This window comes from Bacillus niameyensis (assembly GCF_001375535.1).
In the GTDB taxonomy this organism is placed as follows: Bacteria; Bacillota; Bacilli; order Bacillales; family Bacillaceae_C; genus Lederbergia; species Lederbergia niameyensis.
Map to the genome: position 1 here is coordinate 1,758,436 of NZ_LN831197.1, position 17,370 is coordinate 1,775,805.

The window sequence follows — 17,370 nt, forward strand, 5'->3', positions numbered from 1 at the left end:
TCTACCAAAGACTTGATTGTCCAGCTTTTTTCGCCGTTTGGTTGACGATAATTAGCAAGATGAAATTAATAAGTGAATTAAATAATCCTACGGCAGTCGCATAACTAAATTGGGCACCTAATAATCCAGCCTTATAAACATGGGTTTGAATAATTTCCGAAGAAGAAATATTCACTGAGTTCTGCATTAAGTAAACCTTTTCAAATCCAACATTTAATAAATTTCCCATATTAAGAATCAATAATATGATAACGGTTGGTAATATTCCTGGTATGTCAATATGCCAAATTCTTCTCAACTTACTTGCACCATCCATGATTGCAGCTTCATGTAGGTCGGGACTTACGGATGTGAGGGCAGCCAAATAGATAATCATCCCCCACCCAAGATTTTGCCACACACCAGAGAAAACGAATAATGGCTTAAACCATTCTGGAATTCCAAAAAAGAAAATGGGTTCGCCACCTAACAACACGATAAGTTGATTAATTAGGCCATTTCTTGGAGATAGAAATAGATATAACATCCCAACCAAGACAACAACAGAAATAAAATGTGGAGCATATGTCACTGTTTGTACAATCCGTTTAAATCGTCTATGCACTAACTGATTTAATAGAAGTGCCATAATAACCGGTATCGGGAACATCGCCAGTTCAAATAGTGCCAAACCCATCGTGTTTTTCAAAACTGACCAGAACTGATAAGAATTGAAAAATCGTACAAATTGTTCAAATCCGACCCAAGGGCTTCCATTAATTCCTAAAGCTGCGTTAAAATTTTTAAATGCAATTTGCACCCCGTACATAGGGAAATAATGAAATAACACGAAATACAATAATGTAGGTAGTAATAATAGATATAAATCGTAATTTTGAAGGAGCTTTTTCATCTTTTGCTTCATGGTTTTTCTCTGAGTTACTATAGTTTGATTTTTTTGAAGCACTGTACTACCATTTCCTTCCACTCTCTTAACCTCCATTTCTATTTAGTATCTTTTTTTCACAGACTTTGTAAACGGATTCATTCGATGATCAAAACCCTCCGTAATCTGGAATCATCATAAAACAAGTATCTATGTTTGATCAATCAGTTATTTCCCACCTTATATGCAAAAACAAAAATCATATGTATCGTTGGTGTATTAGACAAGTAAGCTAAAACAAAACCGATATGCAATAAATACATTTCCATAAATCCAATCGTTTCAAGCTTAATAGGATAAGTTTCATGATTCTTCGATTTGTTTTTATGTGATTGCAATACTTTTGGAACAAAATAGAACACTCAGAAAAGATAAAAAACCCAGCATTTAGCTAGGTTTAGATAGCATTTTTATTTGTATACTTTTTTCGATACTCACCAGGTGTAAGCTTTTCCTGTTGCTTAAATTTCCTAATAAAACTAGATACATCGCTGTAACCTACCTGAAGGGCAATTTCCTTTATCTGCAGATCACTTGTTTTCAATAAATGTTTTGTGTGTTCCATTCGTAACCGATTTAAATGCTGAAGAATCGTTTCACCAGTTTGCTTCTTAAAATACCGCATAATGTAGGCTTCAGATAAGGAAAAATGTTCAGCAAGTACTTGTATTGAGATTTGATAATCATGATAATTTTCTCGCAGATAAGACAATAGATCATCTAGCAATTGGTGCTCAGTATCTGATTGATCATAAAATTTGAATACCGTTTGTATCATCTGTGTAACAGTCTCTTCCATTTCCTCAATGGAATGAAAATCATTTATTTGCAAGACATCTGGCATTATTTCCTCAAGCTCTTGATGGACTTGCTCTAAATCATGAACAATCCTCATCACAGTACTAGAAACATCAAACATAAGGCACTTTGCAAAAAATAAATTGGCGCTAGGTGATTTAATAATTTCAATAACTTGCCCCATAATTTTGGTCACCTGTTCTTTATCTCGTTGTCGTAAATATAGTTCAAGGCGATCGACAATTTCTTTATCATACCACTGATTATTAGAGTTGTCGGCAGATGTTTCCTCGAAAAATATAATCTGATTGGTACCTTTAATTAATTTATAATTAAGGGCTGTAGAGGCTTCCAAATGTGACTTTCCAATTTGGGTGGCATCATAATAGCTATTTCCAATTCCAAGTGTCACTGAGTAGGATCTAGACTTAATAAACGTTTGGTACCATTCATGTAAAAGCAGCCTATCAGCATCACCTGAAACAATAAAAACAATTTTTGATGTTTCAAAAAGTTCAATTTGGTATTTTTCTAAACTTTCGAGTTTAGATAACCAATCATTTACCAATTTACTCATTTTACGATTCACAAAATCTTTGTCATAAAATTCTATTAACATAACGTAATAAGAAGATTGATTTAATTGAATATCAATATCTTTTCCAAGAATATTAAATTCCTCGTAACTTGCTATCTCTCCCCGTAATAGCCGAATGAGCAGATGTTGTTGAAGAACTGGCCTATTATGCTCTACACGTTTACTCAAGAGTTGATTCGTTTGCTCAGAATAATCGATTGCTCCCCATATTTTATCTAAACCATGATGATTCCCTACCACTCGAGCCCATTTTTCTTCTGTTCGTCTAATTAGTTTTTGTAAAGGTTGATAGTTAATTCGCATACCAAAATAAATAATTAATATACCTGCAAGCAAAATAGCTACATAGGATAATAACACTTTATCCCTAATACTATTAACATCTTTCATCAATTCCGTTTCTGGAGTTAGTGTAAAGTAGCTCCAGTCCAAAAAATTCGATTCTACATGTGAAATATAATAGGTCTGTTTTTCGATTTTCAAACTTTGAACACCAATTGATTGACTCTCTTTAATCTTTCCAGTAACTTCTTTTATTTTTGATTTATCATGCAAAGCTGCCACAATCTGATTATTTTCATCTATAATAAAAGCATTGCCCTCATCCGAATTGACGACATTTTTAAGCATATCTTGAATCATTTGTTCTTTAATTAAAAAAATTATTGTTCCGTAAGGATTTTTACTATTAAATGGTACTGGTACCCCGTAAGTAATAATACCCGCTGGTTCTCCATTAAATATTTTTACTTCTTCCGAATTCCTCAAAAAAGGTTGAGCGCTTTCATTAATATCTTGATAAAACTGTTCTGGTGTCCAATTTTGAAACTGATAGTAACTTCGAATGAAAGAATCTATCGAATAGCTGGAATCTCCTGAAAATAGGTAATCATTGCCTCTTATATGGTAAAAAAGTTCATAAATAAATTCATTTCCAACCTTATAGTTTAGTATTCTTTTCGCTTTAAATACGTCAAAGAAATTATCTACATAATATGGTGTTAATTCATGCTGTGTAGAGACCTGCATCGAAATTTTATGAAATTCCGAAAGCTTCGTATCCACCATTTCTTTCATCTGCACTAATTTTTGTTCATTTGATGCCATGACTTGTCCTTTTAAATTAGCAAGTAAATAGAAATGTATTATATATCCTAAGAAAAAAACAGGGATAATTAAAATAATAATATAAAATGATAAATATTGAAGGCTCAGTGGAATCCTCATCCGTTTTCTATCCAATGATCTCCCTCCTTTCCGCTTGTTAATAGATTAGATTTATTTTCCCTATTCCTTCTGCATTAATTGGCTTGTTAATATCCTCTGTAAAATTGTTTCTTTTAATCCTGCAATTACTACTTTCATTGAGTCATATGAAGCTAAATTTCTTTGCTCATGAGGATCGTTTTTTATGTCAAAGAGTAAGTAACATTCTCCATCTTTATTAAGTGCAATCTTCCATTCGTCCGTCAGCAACATTACTTCCCCATTAATTTCAGCTAATGCGGAGTTACGATGATTATGTTCTATATTTCGAAAAACTGGGAGTAAGGATTGTCCAAATTGATGATGCTTAAGCTTTCCTTTCGCCACCTCAACAAGTGTTGGACCAATATCGTTTAGTTCAACCACACCTCTATAAACAGCACCGGCGCGAGTTTGTTTCATCGTCTCAGGTGTCCGAATAATACAAGGTATTTGTACTGAGCTTTTTAAGAAATTTGATTTATAAAGTAGGCCATAATCTCCATTCATCTCCCCATGATCAGATGTAAAAACGATCACTGTATGATCCAGCTGGTGTTTTTTCTCGAGCAACTCAATTATTTCCCCGATTTGATCATCAATTAATGTAATATTCCCAGCGTAATCCGCTCTAAGTTCAGCAATTTCCCCTTCTGTTAGTGGAGGCGCGGTACGTTTTTCTGCCATTAATTGATCCAAATATCCTTCAGGTCGCCCCCCTTTTTCCTCACTTGGCCTTGGTATCGCCGTTGGCATGGAATTGGGATCATACATACTGGCATATGGTTCAGGAGTGTCCCAAGGTTCATGTGGTCCTCCAAAACTTAACATGCAAAACCAAGGACGATCATCATCATAGTTTTCTAGATAAGCTTTTGCCTTTTGAGCAACATGGACATCTGCATATTCTTCCAAAGGAAGTGGAGATGGCCGCACCATATATTCCTTGGTCGAGAATCTCTCTTCATAATCAGCAATATATTGTTTTAATAGACCTTTTTCCTCCCATTCGTCTGTCATATAGCTCTTTACCAACATATTCGCCCTCGGCCCACCAATCTCGTAAATATCATCAAAACCGTAGGACTTCATTAAATACTCCCTATCCCTAAGATCACCTCTGTGACGGTGAAGATGGGTCTTTCCAAATATACTGGTTCGATAGCCAACTTCCTGAATCGCTTTCATCCAAGTTGGTGTCCCTTCCTCCATATCACAATTGATATAAGACCAAATACCTGTGTTATGTGGATACAAACCAGTTGCAAGTGAAATCCTAGCCGGTACACAAACTGGAGAGTTAGTAATACAGTTTGTGAAATTAATCCCCTCTTCGGCAACTCTATCCAAATTGGGAGTCTTAACCCAGTTCCCATCCTCTCCTATTGCATCCCATCTAAATTGATCAGCCATTATAAATAAAATATTGGGTTTGTTCATAATAAAATCTCCTTACCCGATAATAAATTTCAACAAAATGTAATCTTCCTTCAAATAAATGAATTCCCTTCCATTTATAACAAATTTAATCTTGAAATAAGGTACCAACCCTTATTTTTTGAAAGATGCTACTACTTTCAATATCTATTAAGTCTGTAATGCACTATTAAAACGGCAACCAAAGTCACTGTTTTTTGTATAAATTAACATTATAAACCGGATCAATCGCACCTTTTCCAGTTAAAACAGAGACAATATTTTTTGCCGCCCTCATTGCCATGGCGTTACGCGTTTGTGCTGTAGCCGATCCAATATGGGGGAGTGTCACTACATTTGGCATAAGGAGTAGTGGATTATCTTTTTCTACTGGTTCTTGTTGGTAGACGTCGAGACCTGCTCCATATATTTGGCCATTTTGGAGGGCGTGAATCATCGCTTTTTCATCTACAGTATGTCCTCTAGATACATTGATAAAAATGGCTGTTTCTTTCATCCATTTGAATTCTTGTTCACCTATCAAATGATGCGTTTCTGCAGTTAGCGGTGTCAATAGAACAACAAAATCTGATCGTTTTAGTAATGATTCAAGATCACAATATTCCGCATTATATTTTTCCTCAGCTGTCGCGTTACGATTACGATTATGGTAAAGCACATCCATGTCGAAACCAAACTTCGCCCTTTTGGCAACAGCCTCTCCAATCCGCCCCATCCCAATAATTCCAATCGTGGAATGGTGAACATCTCTGCCAAAAAACTCAGCTTCATCTTTAATGGGCTTCCAATTTCCTGTTTTGACTAGTTGATCCAACTCTGTCACTCTTCTAGCTGTGGCAAGCATTAGAGCAAAAGTTAGATCAGCCACCGTGTCATCTAATACATATGGTGTGTTCGTCCCGATTACGTTATATTTTTTCATTGCCTCTACATCAAAGTTGTTATAGCCAACAGAAACATTACTAACAACTTTCAAATGTGGAGCAGCAGCTAGTAATTCTTCATCTATTTTATTCCATGTTGTGTAAAGCCCTTCTACATCCGCCACTTCCTCTAACAAATTTTCCCGAGGAATGGGATCTGATCCTCTCCATTGTTTAATATCACAATATTGGTCCATGAATTCCTTTACGTTTTCAGGAATTGGTAAAGTTATGTATACTCTCGGTTTCAATTTCAGACCTCCCTGAATGTTTTATATAATTCTGATAATCCTATTTTACTCTTCTTCCATACTCCTTACAACAAACAGTCCTAATTGATTTCACTAAAATGAAAATTTAGGTATACTTAAAGTAATTTGAAAGGAGTTTTTATTATGCCATTCAATGGATTTGAACAAACTGATTTTGATACTTTTAAAATAGCAGGTCTTGATGAAAGAATGGCTGCCATCCAAACTAGAATCCAGCCTAAGTTTAATATGATTGGTGAGATTTTAACGGATGATTTATCGGCTATGATTGGCTCTGAAATGCATTTACATATCGCCAAGCATGCAAGAAGAACCGTTAATCCTCCTAAAGATACTTGGCTCGCCATTGCTGGTAATAAACGTGGTTACAAGAAGCATCCTCATTTTCAAGTTGGGCTTTTCGATGATCATCTTTTTGTTTGGCTCGCTTTCATATATGAATTGCCAAATAAAGAAAATATTGCTCAAAACTTCTTAACAGAGATAAAAGCTATTCAAAATATCATTCCAAAGGACTTTGTTATTTCACAAGACCATATGAAAAAAGATGCGTCACCTGTTGTAGACATCGACCTTGAAAAAGTATTAGTACGCTTTCGTGATGTTAAAAAAGCTGAATTTTTAATTGGAAAACATATCGATGCTCACGATCAAATTTTAAAAGATGGTGACCGCTTAATCGAATTGATCAAAACAACATTTGAACCTCTCATCCCGATTTATCGGTTAGCCTATAAATAATAAAGGAGTTGGCTAATTTGGATGGAAATTCTGTAAGAGTTCAAGGTAATCGCTTTGTTGATAAACTTGGCCGGCATGTTCTGCTTCATGGTGTCAATATGGTGTGCAAGGATAAAAGTGTCCATTATGTAGGCGATTGGGGAGAAAAGGATTTTTATAACCTCAAGAAATGGGGCATGAATGTTATCCGCTTTGGAGTGATTTGGGACGGCATTGAGCCAGAAGCTGGGGCCTATAACGACCTATACATTGAAGAACTTCGCCGTTTGATTCAATTAGCTAATAAGTTTGGTTTGTTCGTCTTTCTCGACATGCATCAGGATTTATTTAGTGCTGATTTTGGTGATGGTGCCCCTGTTTGGGCAACGATTACAGATGGAGAGGAATACGAGCCGGGAGAGACATGGAGTGATGCCTACCTATTTAACGGTGCAGTCCAAAAGTCATTCGACCATTTCTGGAATAATACTCCGGGTCCCGATGGCGTAGGGATTCAAGATCATTTTATCCAAGCATGGGCGTACCTTGTTGAAAAACTCCATATGGAACCTAATATAATCGGTTACGATTTATTCAACGAACCTTTTATAGGAAGTCCTGTTCAACAGGTAAATGAGCAAATATTTACTGCTTTTGCGGAATGTTATCAAAGAAAATATGGTGAAATTGATCTAAACCAATTATATAGTGCCTTTAGTGATCCAAAAGAAAAACAGACATACTTTAGCCTATTGGATGATCCTGAAACATATAAAGAAGTGGTAGATGCACCTAGCACAGTTTTGCAATCCTTTGAAAAAAAGATACTATCGGAATTTTACCGAAAAGCGGCTTATGCTATTCGTTCAATCGATGCTGAAAGAATCCTATTTCTTGAGACAAATTACTTTTCTAATTTAGGGACAAGCAGTATGATCCAACCCGTACTCGATAACAATGGAAATAAAGACCCCCAGCAAGCTTATTCACCGCACTCTTATGATGTGGTAGTCGACTCAGACCTGGCACACACAGCAAACGATCGCAGATTAGAATTTATTTTTGAGCGACATGAGGAAACGCGACAAAGACTTGATATGCCTATGCTCATCGGTGAATGGGGCGCTTTCTATAATTCTCACAAAACCGGACATGTTGCACTCCATATAAAACGATTAATGGAACGGCTTTTATGCAGTGATACGTATTGGAGCTATACGGATGATATGGATCAATCCTCTTCCTTCCTTGGGATTCAGCGTGCATACCCAATCGCAGTAGCAGGAACGTTGCTTCAATATCGCCATGAAGATGCTATTGGAACTTACCAAATGAAATGGGAGGAAACTAGTGTCATAGGGGCTCCAACTTTGATCTATCTTCCAGATATTCGTAATTTCAAAGAAAAAGATATTTCACTGTCACCAGAAGGTAGTTCATATGTACTTAGGAAGATGGACGATTCTGATGGAGGCTATTTAGAAATTCCCCCTATAACAGATAGCATTCGTAGTTTGGTCATTGTTGGAAGATAATATTTTATTAATTACTATGCATTCAAAAAAGCTGTACTAAGTCTCTAATGGGAGATTAGTACAGCTTTACTATTTTTTATAAAGATGGAGCAATATTTTTCTGAGAACGCTTAAAAATCATATAACTCACCATTAGTACAACACCTGAACCTACTAATAGTGAAGGGATAACAAATATTTTCGGACTATACCCTTCGACTATAAACGGTAATACATAACCGACCAAAGAGGCCATCTGGAATAAGAAAACATATATGCTAGATCCGAAGCCAATTTTTGTGTGAAACATTCTTTGCACGAAGCCCATCGCCACTCCGTATAAAACAGAAACAAAAAAGGAGTATAACGGCTGAACAAGAAAGAATACGAATAACGGAGGACTAGAGCTATAAGTTATATAAGTTATTAAGGCGCATAAACTGCCAATAACGAAAATTCGTTTACTCCCAAATTTCATCGCCCAATAACCGGCAAACGTCATAAACAGCAATTCAAATACAGCTTGCACACTCCATAAATAGGACATTAAGTAAGGCTTTTCAAATAAATCTACTACTACAAGCGGCAAATAAAGTCCTCGTAATGAGTCGGCACAACCAAGTAAAAGAAGCGCAAAAAGCATAATAAGGGAAAATTGCTCCCCTTTTGTTTCCACAGATCCTTCTCCCTCATTTTTATATTCCTTATAGAAGAATAGTAGAATGAATAAAAAAAGATAACCGGATAAATTCCCAATCAAGACACCTTTAAAACTCGCTAACACATATAAGTTCGCACCGAGAAGCAAACCTGTAAAAAAACCGACACTCATCATCGCACGAAGCCAAATTTGAGCCATTTCATATATTTTTGGTGCTTCCTTCATAAAGTGATTACGTGCCATCGCATAAATCTGTCCCATGATCAAACCAGAAGGCGCAACTGTAATGATCATTCCAATCATTGCTTGAATAAAAGTATCCGCTCCCATATAAATGAAAAGTCCAGTTACACATAGAACTAAGGCAAATAATGGCAGGGGCTTTTTCTGTTTCATTTTATCACTGAAAAATCCGACCATAATCGTAATGATCATATTTAGAATGACAGATACGGAAAAAATAGTGGCGATTTGCCCTTTTGATAACCCGATCCCTTCACTCATATAAATGGCATTCATCGGAGACAAAATTCCAGTACCGATTCCATATAAAAAGATTCCGAGTATGAGAAACCATGCCCCTTTTATTCTAAAAAACTGTTTAAAGTCGCCTATTATATTCAATGGATTCACCTTTTCAGAGGGAGCCTTTTATTAAGCACCCTCGTTTAATAATTGAATCATTTTTTCAGCTATTTCCATTCCATTCTGAATGCAATCTGGAATTCCCACACCATAATACGAGCAACCAGCCAACAATAATTGTGGATATAAAGAAGCAAGATTTTGTTCAAGATGTCCCACAATTTGACGATGGTTAATCTGGTAGTTCGGCATATTATCTGTCCAATTGGTAACAAGTGTTGTAACAGGTTCGGCTTTAATATCCAAACTCTTTTCAATATCTTGTAGGGCCGCTTGCAGAAGTTCTTCTTCACTCATGCCTTTTAATGCAGCAAATAATGGGTGACTTGATTTATAAAACAATCTAACAAGTAAATTTCCTTTTTTAGAAGTATGCTTCCATTTACGACTTGTCCAAGTACAAGCATTGCATGCTAATTCATCAGTATTCTCAGTAATAAATCCAGTCCCTTCCTCTGGAAGTAAATGGTCTGGTAAATCAAATCCTATGTAAACACTGATGAGAGAACTAGTTTTCAACTGCGAGAACTGCTCGTCCAATGACTTTTCATTCAACAACTTCTGTGTTACAGAATGAGGCAAAGCAAGTACGATATAATCGGCTTCCATTTTTTCTTTATTTGAAAACAAAACTTGATATCGATTATTTATCTTTCCGATTTTTTCAGCTTCATAATTAGTATAAATATCAACATTCTCAAGCTGTTCTTCATAAGAACTGATGATACTGCCGAGACCATTCTGAAATGAAATAAATTTCTTCTCACTGGTGCCTTGAAATTTTTCTTTATTTGCCTCTAGCCCTTTGATGATACTTCCATATTCCTCTTTATAATCGAGCAAATATGGAAGAGTAGAAGCAATCGACAAATGGCTAAGTTTTCCAGAATAAACACCAGATAATACAGGAGCTATTTGTTTTTCAACGAGCTCCTTCCCAAGAAAGTATTCTAGAAAGTCACCGATGGAATCATCTTTCTTGAACGAATCATTTTTTAAATAAAAGTCTTTTAATGCCTCTACCTTTCCTTGCGGTGAAACTAATGTACTTTTTGCCAAAGATTCTATACTTGCCGGGATACCAAACACGGCATCGGCAGGGATGGCTTTTAATTTACCCTCTGTATAGATGAAGGATCTGCCAGTTGAGTTGTAGACAACCTCACTTTCAATCCCTAACTCTTCCATAATATTTAATTCGTTGGCCTTTCTCGTTACAATGGAGTCCGCTCCTGCCTCCATTATAAAGTTTTCATCTTTTACTGTTTTTATTTTCCCGCCAAGTTGGGTGGATCCTTCGACCAAAATCAGTTTGATATCAGACTTTGATTTTTTCTTCCATTTATGTAATTCATACATAGCAGATAAACCAGTAATCCCACCACCAAGAACCATGACTGTTTTCACTTTTTGCACACCTCAATTAATTTAAAGCTTCATGTTTTTGTACGGATAACCAAGGACGACCTTCTTCCCAATGAATACGGACAGGAAGCTCAAATGTTTTTGTTAGTAATTCATCCTTTAATATATCACGTTTTGGACCAGCTCCGACAATTTTCCCTTTATGAAGCAGCATAACATGAGTGATATCTTCCGTCAGTTCTTCTATATGATGAGTTACATAAATTAGGTGGCATTGATTCTGGGTAATATCTTTCATAAGCATTAAGATTTCTTCTCTTGATAAAATGTCCAATCCTGAACATGGCTCATCTAATATTAAAAGTTTTGGATTATTCATAAGAGCTCGCGCTATTAAGACTCTTCTTTTTTCCCCATGAGAAAAAAAACGATATTCCTTCCCTTTTAAATAGTCCAATCGAAACTTTGCAATCAATTCATCAGCTTTTTCCCAAGCAGATTCTGGAACTTCTTGGTATAAGCCGAACGAAGCAAATTTACCGCTTACTACAATTTCCTCGATCGTTTCAAAATCAAGAGTTTCAGAGAACTTCTCAAGTGAACTACTAAAAATTCCAAGTTCATTTCGGAGATCTGGAATATAAGAATTACCGAACTCATATCCTAAAACCGAAACTTCCCCTCTAGTTGGAAATTGATAGCCCGATATAGTATTTAAGAGTGATGTTTTTCCGGAACCATTTAAGCCTAAAATGGCCCACTGTTCCCCTTCCTTCATTTCCCAATTAATTTCACTTAAAATAGGTCTTCCTTCCCTTAGCCATTTAACATCTTTTAAAGAAATTAGTTTGTTCATTAGATGCACTACCTCCAGTTAAATGAAAAGCACTAGCACTTCCTCCCTTTCGAAGGTAGACCAGCACTATCCAAAATTTAAACGCTCCTATCTTTAAATAAACACGTCTTTACGTCATCTTTTATATTATAGCTAATCTGCTAATTGAATTGAATAAAAAAGAAGACTATTCCAAAATTAGTGTTGATTAGTCTTAGGTGTTTCTTATAGAGCTCTAGATAATAGATCAATTAAATTATCACCATAATAGACAGCTGTTAGTCCATTGATTCTTTTGGCTTGAATACCATCATAATAACGACTATCTGCCTGATCAGTACTAACAAATCTAATAGCTAGATTATAAGGCCCCTGAATTTGCTTAGGGAGAACATTTACCTTATTATCCAGAGATTTTTTTATAACTTCCTTAAGCTCTTTATGAACTAATTGCGGTGATTTAATTAGTCCTGCATGTCTGCCATACGACTGCTTAGTTTCATAAACGGTAACATTAGAAATTTCTTTCTGTGCTTCGACGCATGTTTGATCATCTCCTGTTACAAGAAGAACAGGGACGTTATACAAGCCAAATAGTAAACTGTCTAAGGCGATTTCTCCAACAGGACTCCCGTTCAAATGGATCGTTTGCCAACCAACTGATGTCATAGTATGATCTCGAATCGCCTTTTCAATTCCTCCCATAGCATGATAACCTATTAGCATAGCTCCATCGAAACTTGTGTCAAGACCTGGAAAGCGCTCAGGTATTTTGGTAGCCCCTACACAATATTTGGCACCAGGATGTAGTTTATGCACTAAGAAGTTAAATCCTGAACTATGGGCATCTTTAACGTAAATTTCATCAACTCCAGCAGCTATTAAACTTTCAACTATAACATTAACTTCATCCGTTAAAAAATGCCTCGCTTCCTCGTAAAGTAATTCTCCTCTAGTTAATTGTTGCTTTAAAACAATACCTGAAATTCCTTCCATATCAACGCTAACGTAAATTTTCAACCTGTATACACGCTCCCCTTCAATTTACATTTTTTATAAGCAGATTATTCCTAATCATTCGACGCCCAGACAGAAGTTCCTTTTATTATAAAAAAAGATTGCTAAACTATTAAGCTTCTTCCCAGTTTCCTGCCTCCCGATTAAAACGAAAGGGCAAGACTCTGCATAGTCTGCTTAGCTGTTTAGCAATCTACTTAAATATTTAACGGTTGATATTACTCCTTAACCGATCCAATCAACACACCCTTAACAAAGAATCGTTGTAAGAATGGATAAACGATTAAAAGCGGTAATGAGGAAACTATAATTACAGCATATTTTAACAAACTCGCTGTTTTAACTTGTTCAACTAGTGATTCTACCTCACCAGGTCCGCCCCCACCATCAGGACTAATTTCACTGACAATTAAGAGTTGCCTTAAAAACAATTGAAGCGGAAATAACTTTTCATTTGATAAATAAATTAAAGCTGAAAAATACTGATTCCAAAGACTTACTCCATGAAAAAGTGCCATTACCGCAATAATTGGAGCCGAGAGTGGTAGAACGACTTTTCCAAAGATATAAAAATCAGAGGCACCATCGATTTTAGCTGCTTCCACTAACTGATCCGGTATCGTTTGTTGGAAGAATGTACGAGCAACTAAAAGTGACCAAGCACCAACCACACCTGGAATGACGATAGCCCAAATCGTATCAACCATTCCTAATGTTTTGATTACTAAGAATGTCGGAATTAATCCACCATTAAACATCATAGTAAAAAGAATGATCCACAATATGATTTTCTTCCCCATAACTTCTTTTCTAGACAATGCGTATGCACATGGTAACAATACGCATAGATGGAGAATTGTTCCTAAAAGAGTGTAAAATATTGTATTTCGATATCCTAACCATATATGACTATTTTCGAAGACGCGTTTATAACCCGCAAATGTAATATCTACCGGCCATAGCCACATTCTCCCTGCACTTACTGCTGTAGGATCACTAATCGAAGCGCTTAAAACGAAAATTAACGGATATACAATAATCACAACAATCAATAAAACCAATAATTTATTTACGATGTCAAATGTTTTATCTGATAAACTAATGTTTTTCATAATCGACGCCCCTTACCATAAGCTGTTTTCGCTAACTTTTCTGGCAATTTGGTTGACCGTTACTAGCAGGATGATATTGATGACTGAATCAAATAGACCAACCGCAGCAGCGAAACTGTATTGACCATTCAATAAACCGGTTTCATATACGAATGTTTGAATGATATCCGATGTTTCTGAGTTCAAAGAGTTCTGTAATAGTAAGACTTTCTCAAATCCAACTGACATGAAACTTCCGATGTTGAGGATAAACAATACCACAACTGTTGGTAATATAGTAGGTATATTTATGTGGATAATCCTTTGGAATCTTGTTGCTCCATCCACTTTAGCCGCCTCTAACAGTTCTGGATTAACTCCCGCTAATGCGGCGAGATAAATAATCGTTCCCCATCCTAAACCTTGCCACTGACCAGACCAGACATAAATATGTCGGAACCAACCCGGACTTGTCAAAAATTGAATAGGGTCGCCACCAAACAATTGAACAATATGGTTGATAATACCAGTAGTCGGATCTAAAAAGGCAATGATCATTCCGACAACAACAACGACTGAAATGAAGTGAGGAGCGTATGTAAGTGTTTGTGACCACTTTTTAAACGCACCATTTCTTAGTTCGTTTAACATTAAGGCAAAGATAATTGGCAATGGAAACAATGCTAATTGATAAACACTAATGATTAATGTGTTCTTTAACAATCTCCAGAAATAATATGAATTAAAGAAACGTTCAAAGTGCTCAAATCCTGCCCATGGACTTCCCATAATACCCATCGTGGCATAAAAGTCCTTAAAGGCAATTTGTACACCGTACATTGGAATATAGTGAAATATAATAAAGTAAGATAAGGCTGGTAATAGAAATATATATAGTTGCCAGCTTTTGAGAAAGTTTTTCCAACCCCGTGATAGACGACTGCCGGGCATAACTACAGTTTGTTGAACCTCAGCATTCTTTAATTGCATGCGAGAACCCCCTTCTAATTTATCTTGGTGACTTTACTTTTTTAATTCTAATGAGCTTTTTTCATTATTTTACATATATTACTTGTTTACGAGATTCAACAATTTTTGCGCCAGCTCCCCCCTTATCGTTTATAAGTCTTTTAAAATGGAATTTACCCTCTTTTTGTTTTTTCTTAATGCAGAATCTAGAATTCAATTTAGAACCGCTTTCAAAACATTTACTCCCTTATAATCCCATTGTACAGATTGAAGACTGCAAGACTTTGCAACCCCTTACAAAATCCATAAAACGCTTTCAACAATTACAGAATGTGTTTTGATTAAAAAGGGTAACGATACTACTTTGTTTTGGATTATAGAATTTGGGAGTATTATACTTTTATAATATTTGAATTCTCCTTTCAAATCAATAGGAAATAATGTGAAATATTATTTCTTCACATAAATAAACGTTATTTTTCGCCTTACTCACTTATGCCTGCTAGTATGATCCCTTAAATCCAATAGATCCCATTGAAAACTTCATTAGATAGGATCAACATATGTATTGCCTTGAAATAAAAATGAGGCTGTTTATTATATCTTTCTAACAACCTCATTCATTTTCAAATTATCAATTCCATGTAAACTTAGCTATATTAGTTATTTTTATATCTCTTTAAAGCTTCATTTTGGATTTCCATATATTTATCAAGCCCCATCGTTTTTACTTGATCAACATATGCATCCCACTTAGACATCGGCTCTGTTCCAGTAATAAACTTATCTTGCATTTCATCTACATATTTGTGGATATCGGCTTGTAATCCAGATAGTTGCTTACTTTCTTCATCCGTGTAAGTGAAACTCGGCCATACTTCATCAAGAAGATTTGGTTGGAGCTTTTCTGCAGCTTCAATGGATGAAGGCAAACTTTCAGCTCCTTTAAATGTTGCTTCTCGAACAATACCAGGGTATCCTCCACCAAGCCAAGTAATATACTTTGATAATTCTTGTTCCATTGTCAACCCTTCAGCACTATTCGTAATTTTATCCAAATATTGAAGATCCCCTTTTTCATCTACTTCAAAGGTTTCTCCTTCAACTCCCATGAAAAATAACTTGGCTCCCTCTTCACTGTAAAAATAGTCTAACCATCTCAAAGTAGCCGGTATATTTTCATTGACATTTGTAACAACAAATCCGCCCATATGAGCAAGCGAAGATGTCATTGAGTTATATTTTTTTCCAGCAGGTCCTTCTAACGCCGGTAAACCTACAAAATCTTTTCCTGCTTCCCCATAAATCGTTTCAGCACTAGTGATTACTGTGCTTCCATAGAGACCATCAGAACCCATTCCATAGCTTTGGTTTGCATCAATAGTGTAAATATTTTCTTGGATCAACCCTTCGGAATAGAGCTTATTCAGATATCCAATTAATTCTTTGTATCCATCAGAGGTTGGGAAGAAGCGTAGTTCCTTTGTTTCAGGATCTTCATCAAGGTAGGATTGCTTATTTCCTTTATTTCCGACACCGAAAGCTCCTTTTAAAATATTCCTCAAACCAGAGATACTAGTTGCTCCATATGGAACTTCATCATGTTTTCCGTTTCCATTCAAATCTGTTTCTTTAACCGCTTTCAAGTAATTATAAAACTCGTCAGTTGTCTCTGGCATATCCATATTCAACTGCTCAAGCCAGTCTTTTCTGATCCATGCTTTTGCTCCAATTAGAACGGAAGTAAACTCAGGATCATAAATTGTTGGAATGGAATACATATTCCCATCCGGAAACGTTGCTCCCTTACGGATTTCAGGGTACTGTTCCATTAGTGCTGTCAAATTAGGCATATATTCCTCAATTAAGTCATTCATTTTAACAAATACGCCTTGCTGTCCATACTTTAGTAAATCCTCATTTGGCATTGCCATTGTATAAAATACATCTGGCAGACTTGAACCAGCAAGCGTTAGATTTCTCTTTTCCTCGCGTCCATCGACAGGTACTAATTCCCAATCTATATGAATGTTAGACTTTTCTTCATAAGTTTTCCATAATAAAGTTTCATTATAATTGTTCGAAGATAATGCAGATTGTCCTGCCATAAACTTAAGCGTAATCTTGTCATTTACAATCGGCATTCCAGTAGGATTTACATTTTCCTTTTGTTTATCATCAATTTCAGGTTCTTTCGGTCCTGATGTTTTCCCTGAACATGCCGTTAATACTAACATAAAGGCCATCATAATTAAAAATAGCGAACTTTTAAAAGGCTTCAATATTACCCCTCCAATTTTTATACAATATTCCTTAGTACCGTCTCCATCGTTAACCTTGGGAAATGAGGTGGCG

The 17,370-nt window shown here is 35.9% G+C and carries 14 protein-coding genes; 2 read left to right on the plus strand and 12 right to left on the minus strand.

Features of this window, described 5'->3' with window-relative positions; translation table 11 throughout:
• Position 1 precedes the first annotated feature (1 nt).
• The 5 genes from BN1243_RS08500 to BN1243_RS08520 form a co-directional block, all read right to left on the minus strand.
• Positions 2–967 carry an ABC transporter permease gene (locus tag BN1243_RS08500; RefSeq protein WP_407638852.1) on the minus strand — a complete coding sequence of 322 codons (966 nt, stop codon included), beginning with the start codon at positions 965–967 and terminating at the stop codon, positions 2–4.
• A gap of 122 nt (positions 968–1,089) precedes the next feature.
• Positions 1,090–1,263, minus strand: coding sequence for a hypothetical protein (locus BN1243_RS22585; RefSeq protein ID WP_230200145.1), 174 nt, complete (start codon positions 1,261–1,263; stop codon positions 1,090–1,092).
• Positions 1,264–1,322: 59 nt separating this feature from the next.
• Complete coding sequence (locus tag BN1243_RS08510; RefSeq protein WP_062105941.1) at positions 1,323–3,563, minus strand: helix-turn-helix domain-containing protein; 2,241 nt, start codon at positions 3,561–3,563, stop codon at positions 1,323–1,325.
• Positions 3,564–3,608: 45 nt separating this feature from the next.
• Positions 3,609–5,006: a sulfatase family protein gene (locus BN1243_RS08515; protein WP_062105943.1), complete on the minus strand. Its 1,398-nt coding sequence runs from the start codon at positions 5,004–5,006 to the stop codon at positions 3,609–3,611.
• Positions 5,007–5,190: 184 nt separating this feature from the next.
• The gene (locus BN1243_RS08520; protein WP_062105945.1) at positions 5,191–6,177 is read right to left on the minus strand and encodes a 2-hydroxyacid dehydrogenase; all 987 of its coding nucleotides are present in this window, start codon (positions 6,175–6,177) and stop codon (positions 5,191–5,193) included.
• Positions 6,178–6,321: 144 nt separating this feature from the next.
• On the opposite strand from BN1243_RS08520, the gene BN1243_RS08525 reads away from it, so the two are divergent.
• Complete coding sequence (locus BN1243_RS08525; RefSeq protein ID WP_062105947.1) at positions 6,322–6,939, plus strand: YktB family protein; 618 nt, start codon at positions 6,322–6,324, stop codon at positions 6,937–6,939.
• Positions 6,940–6,956: 17 nt separating this feature from the next.
• Positions 6,957–8,453: a cellulase family glycosylhydrolase gene (locus BN1243_RS08530; RefSeq protein ID WP_062105948.1), complete on the plus strand. Its 1,497-nt coding sequence runs from the start codon at positions 6,957–6,959 to the stop codon at positions 8,451–8,453.
• 76 nt (positions 8,454–8,529) lie between these two features.
• Here the strand turns inward: BN1243_RS08530 and BN1243_RS08535 are convergent, their stop codons facing one another.
• The 7 genes from BN1243_RS08535 to BN1243_RS08565 form a co-directional block, all read right to left on the minus strand.
• Complete coding sequence (locus tag BN1243_RS08535; RefSeq protein WP_062105949.1) at positions 8,530–9,717, minus strand: MFS transporter; 1,188 nt, start codon at positions 9,715–9,717, stop codon at positions 8,530–8,532.
• A 30-nt stretch (positions 9,718–9,747) separates the two neighbouring features.
• On the minus strand, positions 9,748–11,145 hold the full coding sequence (gene hemG / locus BN1243_RS08540; RefSeq protein ID WP_062105950.1) for a protoporphyrinogen oxidase: 1,398 nt from the start codon (positions 11,143–11,145) through the stop codon (positions 9,748–9,750).
• Positions 11,146–11,161: 16 nt separating this feature from the next.
• The gene (locus BN1243_RS08545) at positions 11,162–11,959 is read right to left on the minus strand and encodes an ABC transporter ATP-binding protein (protein WP_062105951.1); all 798 of its coding nucleotides are present in this window, start codon (positions 11,957–11,959) and stop codon (positions 11,162–11,164) included.
• A gap of 204 nt (positions 11,960–12,163) precedes the next feature.
• Positions 12,164–12,958, minus strand: coding sequence for a M55 family metallopeptidase (locus tag BN1243_RS08550; RefSeq protein WP_062105952.1), 795 nt, complete (start codon positions 12,956–12,958; stop codon positions 12,164–12,166).
• A 215-nt stretch (positions 12,959–13,173) separates the two neighbouring features.
• Positions 13,174–14,067: a carbohydrate ABC transporter permease gene (locus BN1243_RS08555; RefSeq protein ID WP_062105954.1), complete on the minus strand. Its 894-nt coding sequence runs from the start codon at positions 14,065–14,067 to the stop codon at positions 13,174–13,176.
• 12 nt (positions 14,068–14,079) lie between these two features.
• The gene (locus BN1243_RS08560) at positions 14,080–14,997 is read right to left on the minus strand and encodes an ABC transporter permease (RefSeq protein ID WP_062110516.1); all 918 of its coding nucleotides are present in this window, start codon (positions 14,995–14,997) and stop codon (positions 14,080–14,082) included.
• A gap of 677 nt (positions 14,998–15,674) precedes the next feature.
• Positions 15,675–17,297: a type 2 periplasmic-binding domain-containing protein gene (locus tag BN1243_RS08565; RefSeq protein WP_230200146.1), complete on the minus strand. Its 1,623-nt coding sequence runs from the start codon at positions 17,295–17,297 to the stop codon at positions 15,675–15,677.
• Positions 17,298–17,370: the final 73 nt, after the last annotated feature.

Excerpts from the sequence above, each read along its gene's own strand:
- BN1243_RS08515 (WP_062105943.1), bottom strand. The coding sequence starts at position 5,006 with ATGAACAAACCCAATATTTTATTTATAATGGCTGATCAATTTAGATGG.
- BN1243_RS08525 (WP_062105947.1), top strand. The coding sequence starts at position 6,322 with ATGCCATTCAATGGATTTGAACAAACTGATTTTGATACTTTTAAAATA.
- BN1243_RS08545 (WP_062105951.1), bottom strand. The coding sequence starts at position 11,959 with ATGAACAAACTAATTTCTTTAAAAGATGTTAAATGGCTAAGGGAAGGA.
- BN1243_RS08555 (WP_062105954.1), bottom strand. The coding sequence starts at position 14,067 with ATGAAAAACATTAGTTTATCAGATAAAACATTTGACATCGTAAATAAA.
- BN1243_RS08560 (WP_062110516.1), bottom strand. The coding sequence starts at position 14,997 with ATGCCCGGCAGTCGTCTATCACGGGGTTGGAAAAACTTTCTCAAAAGC.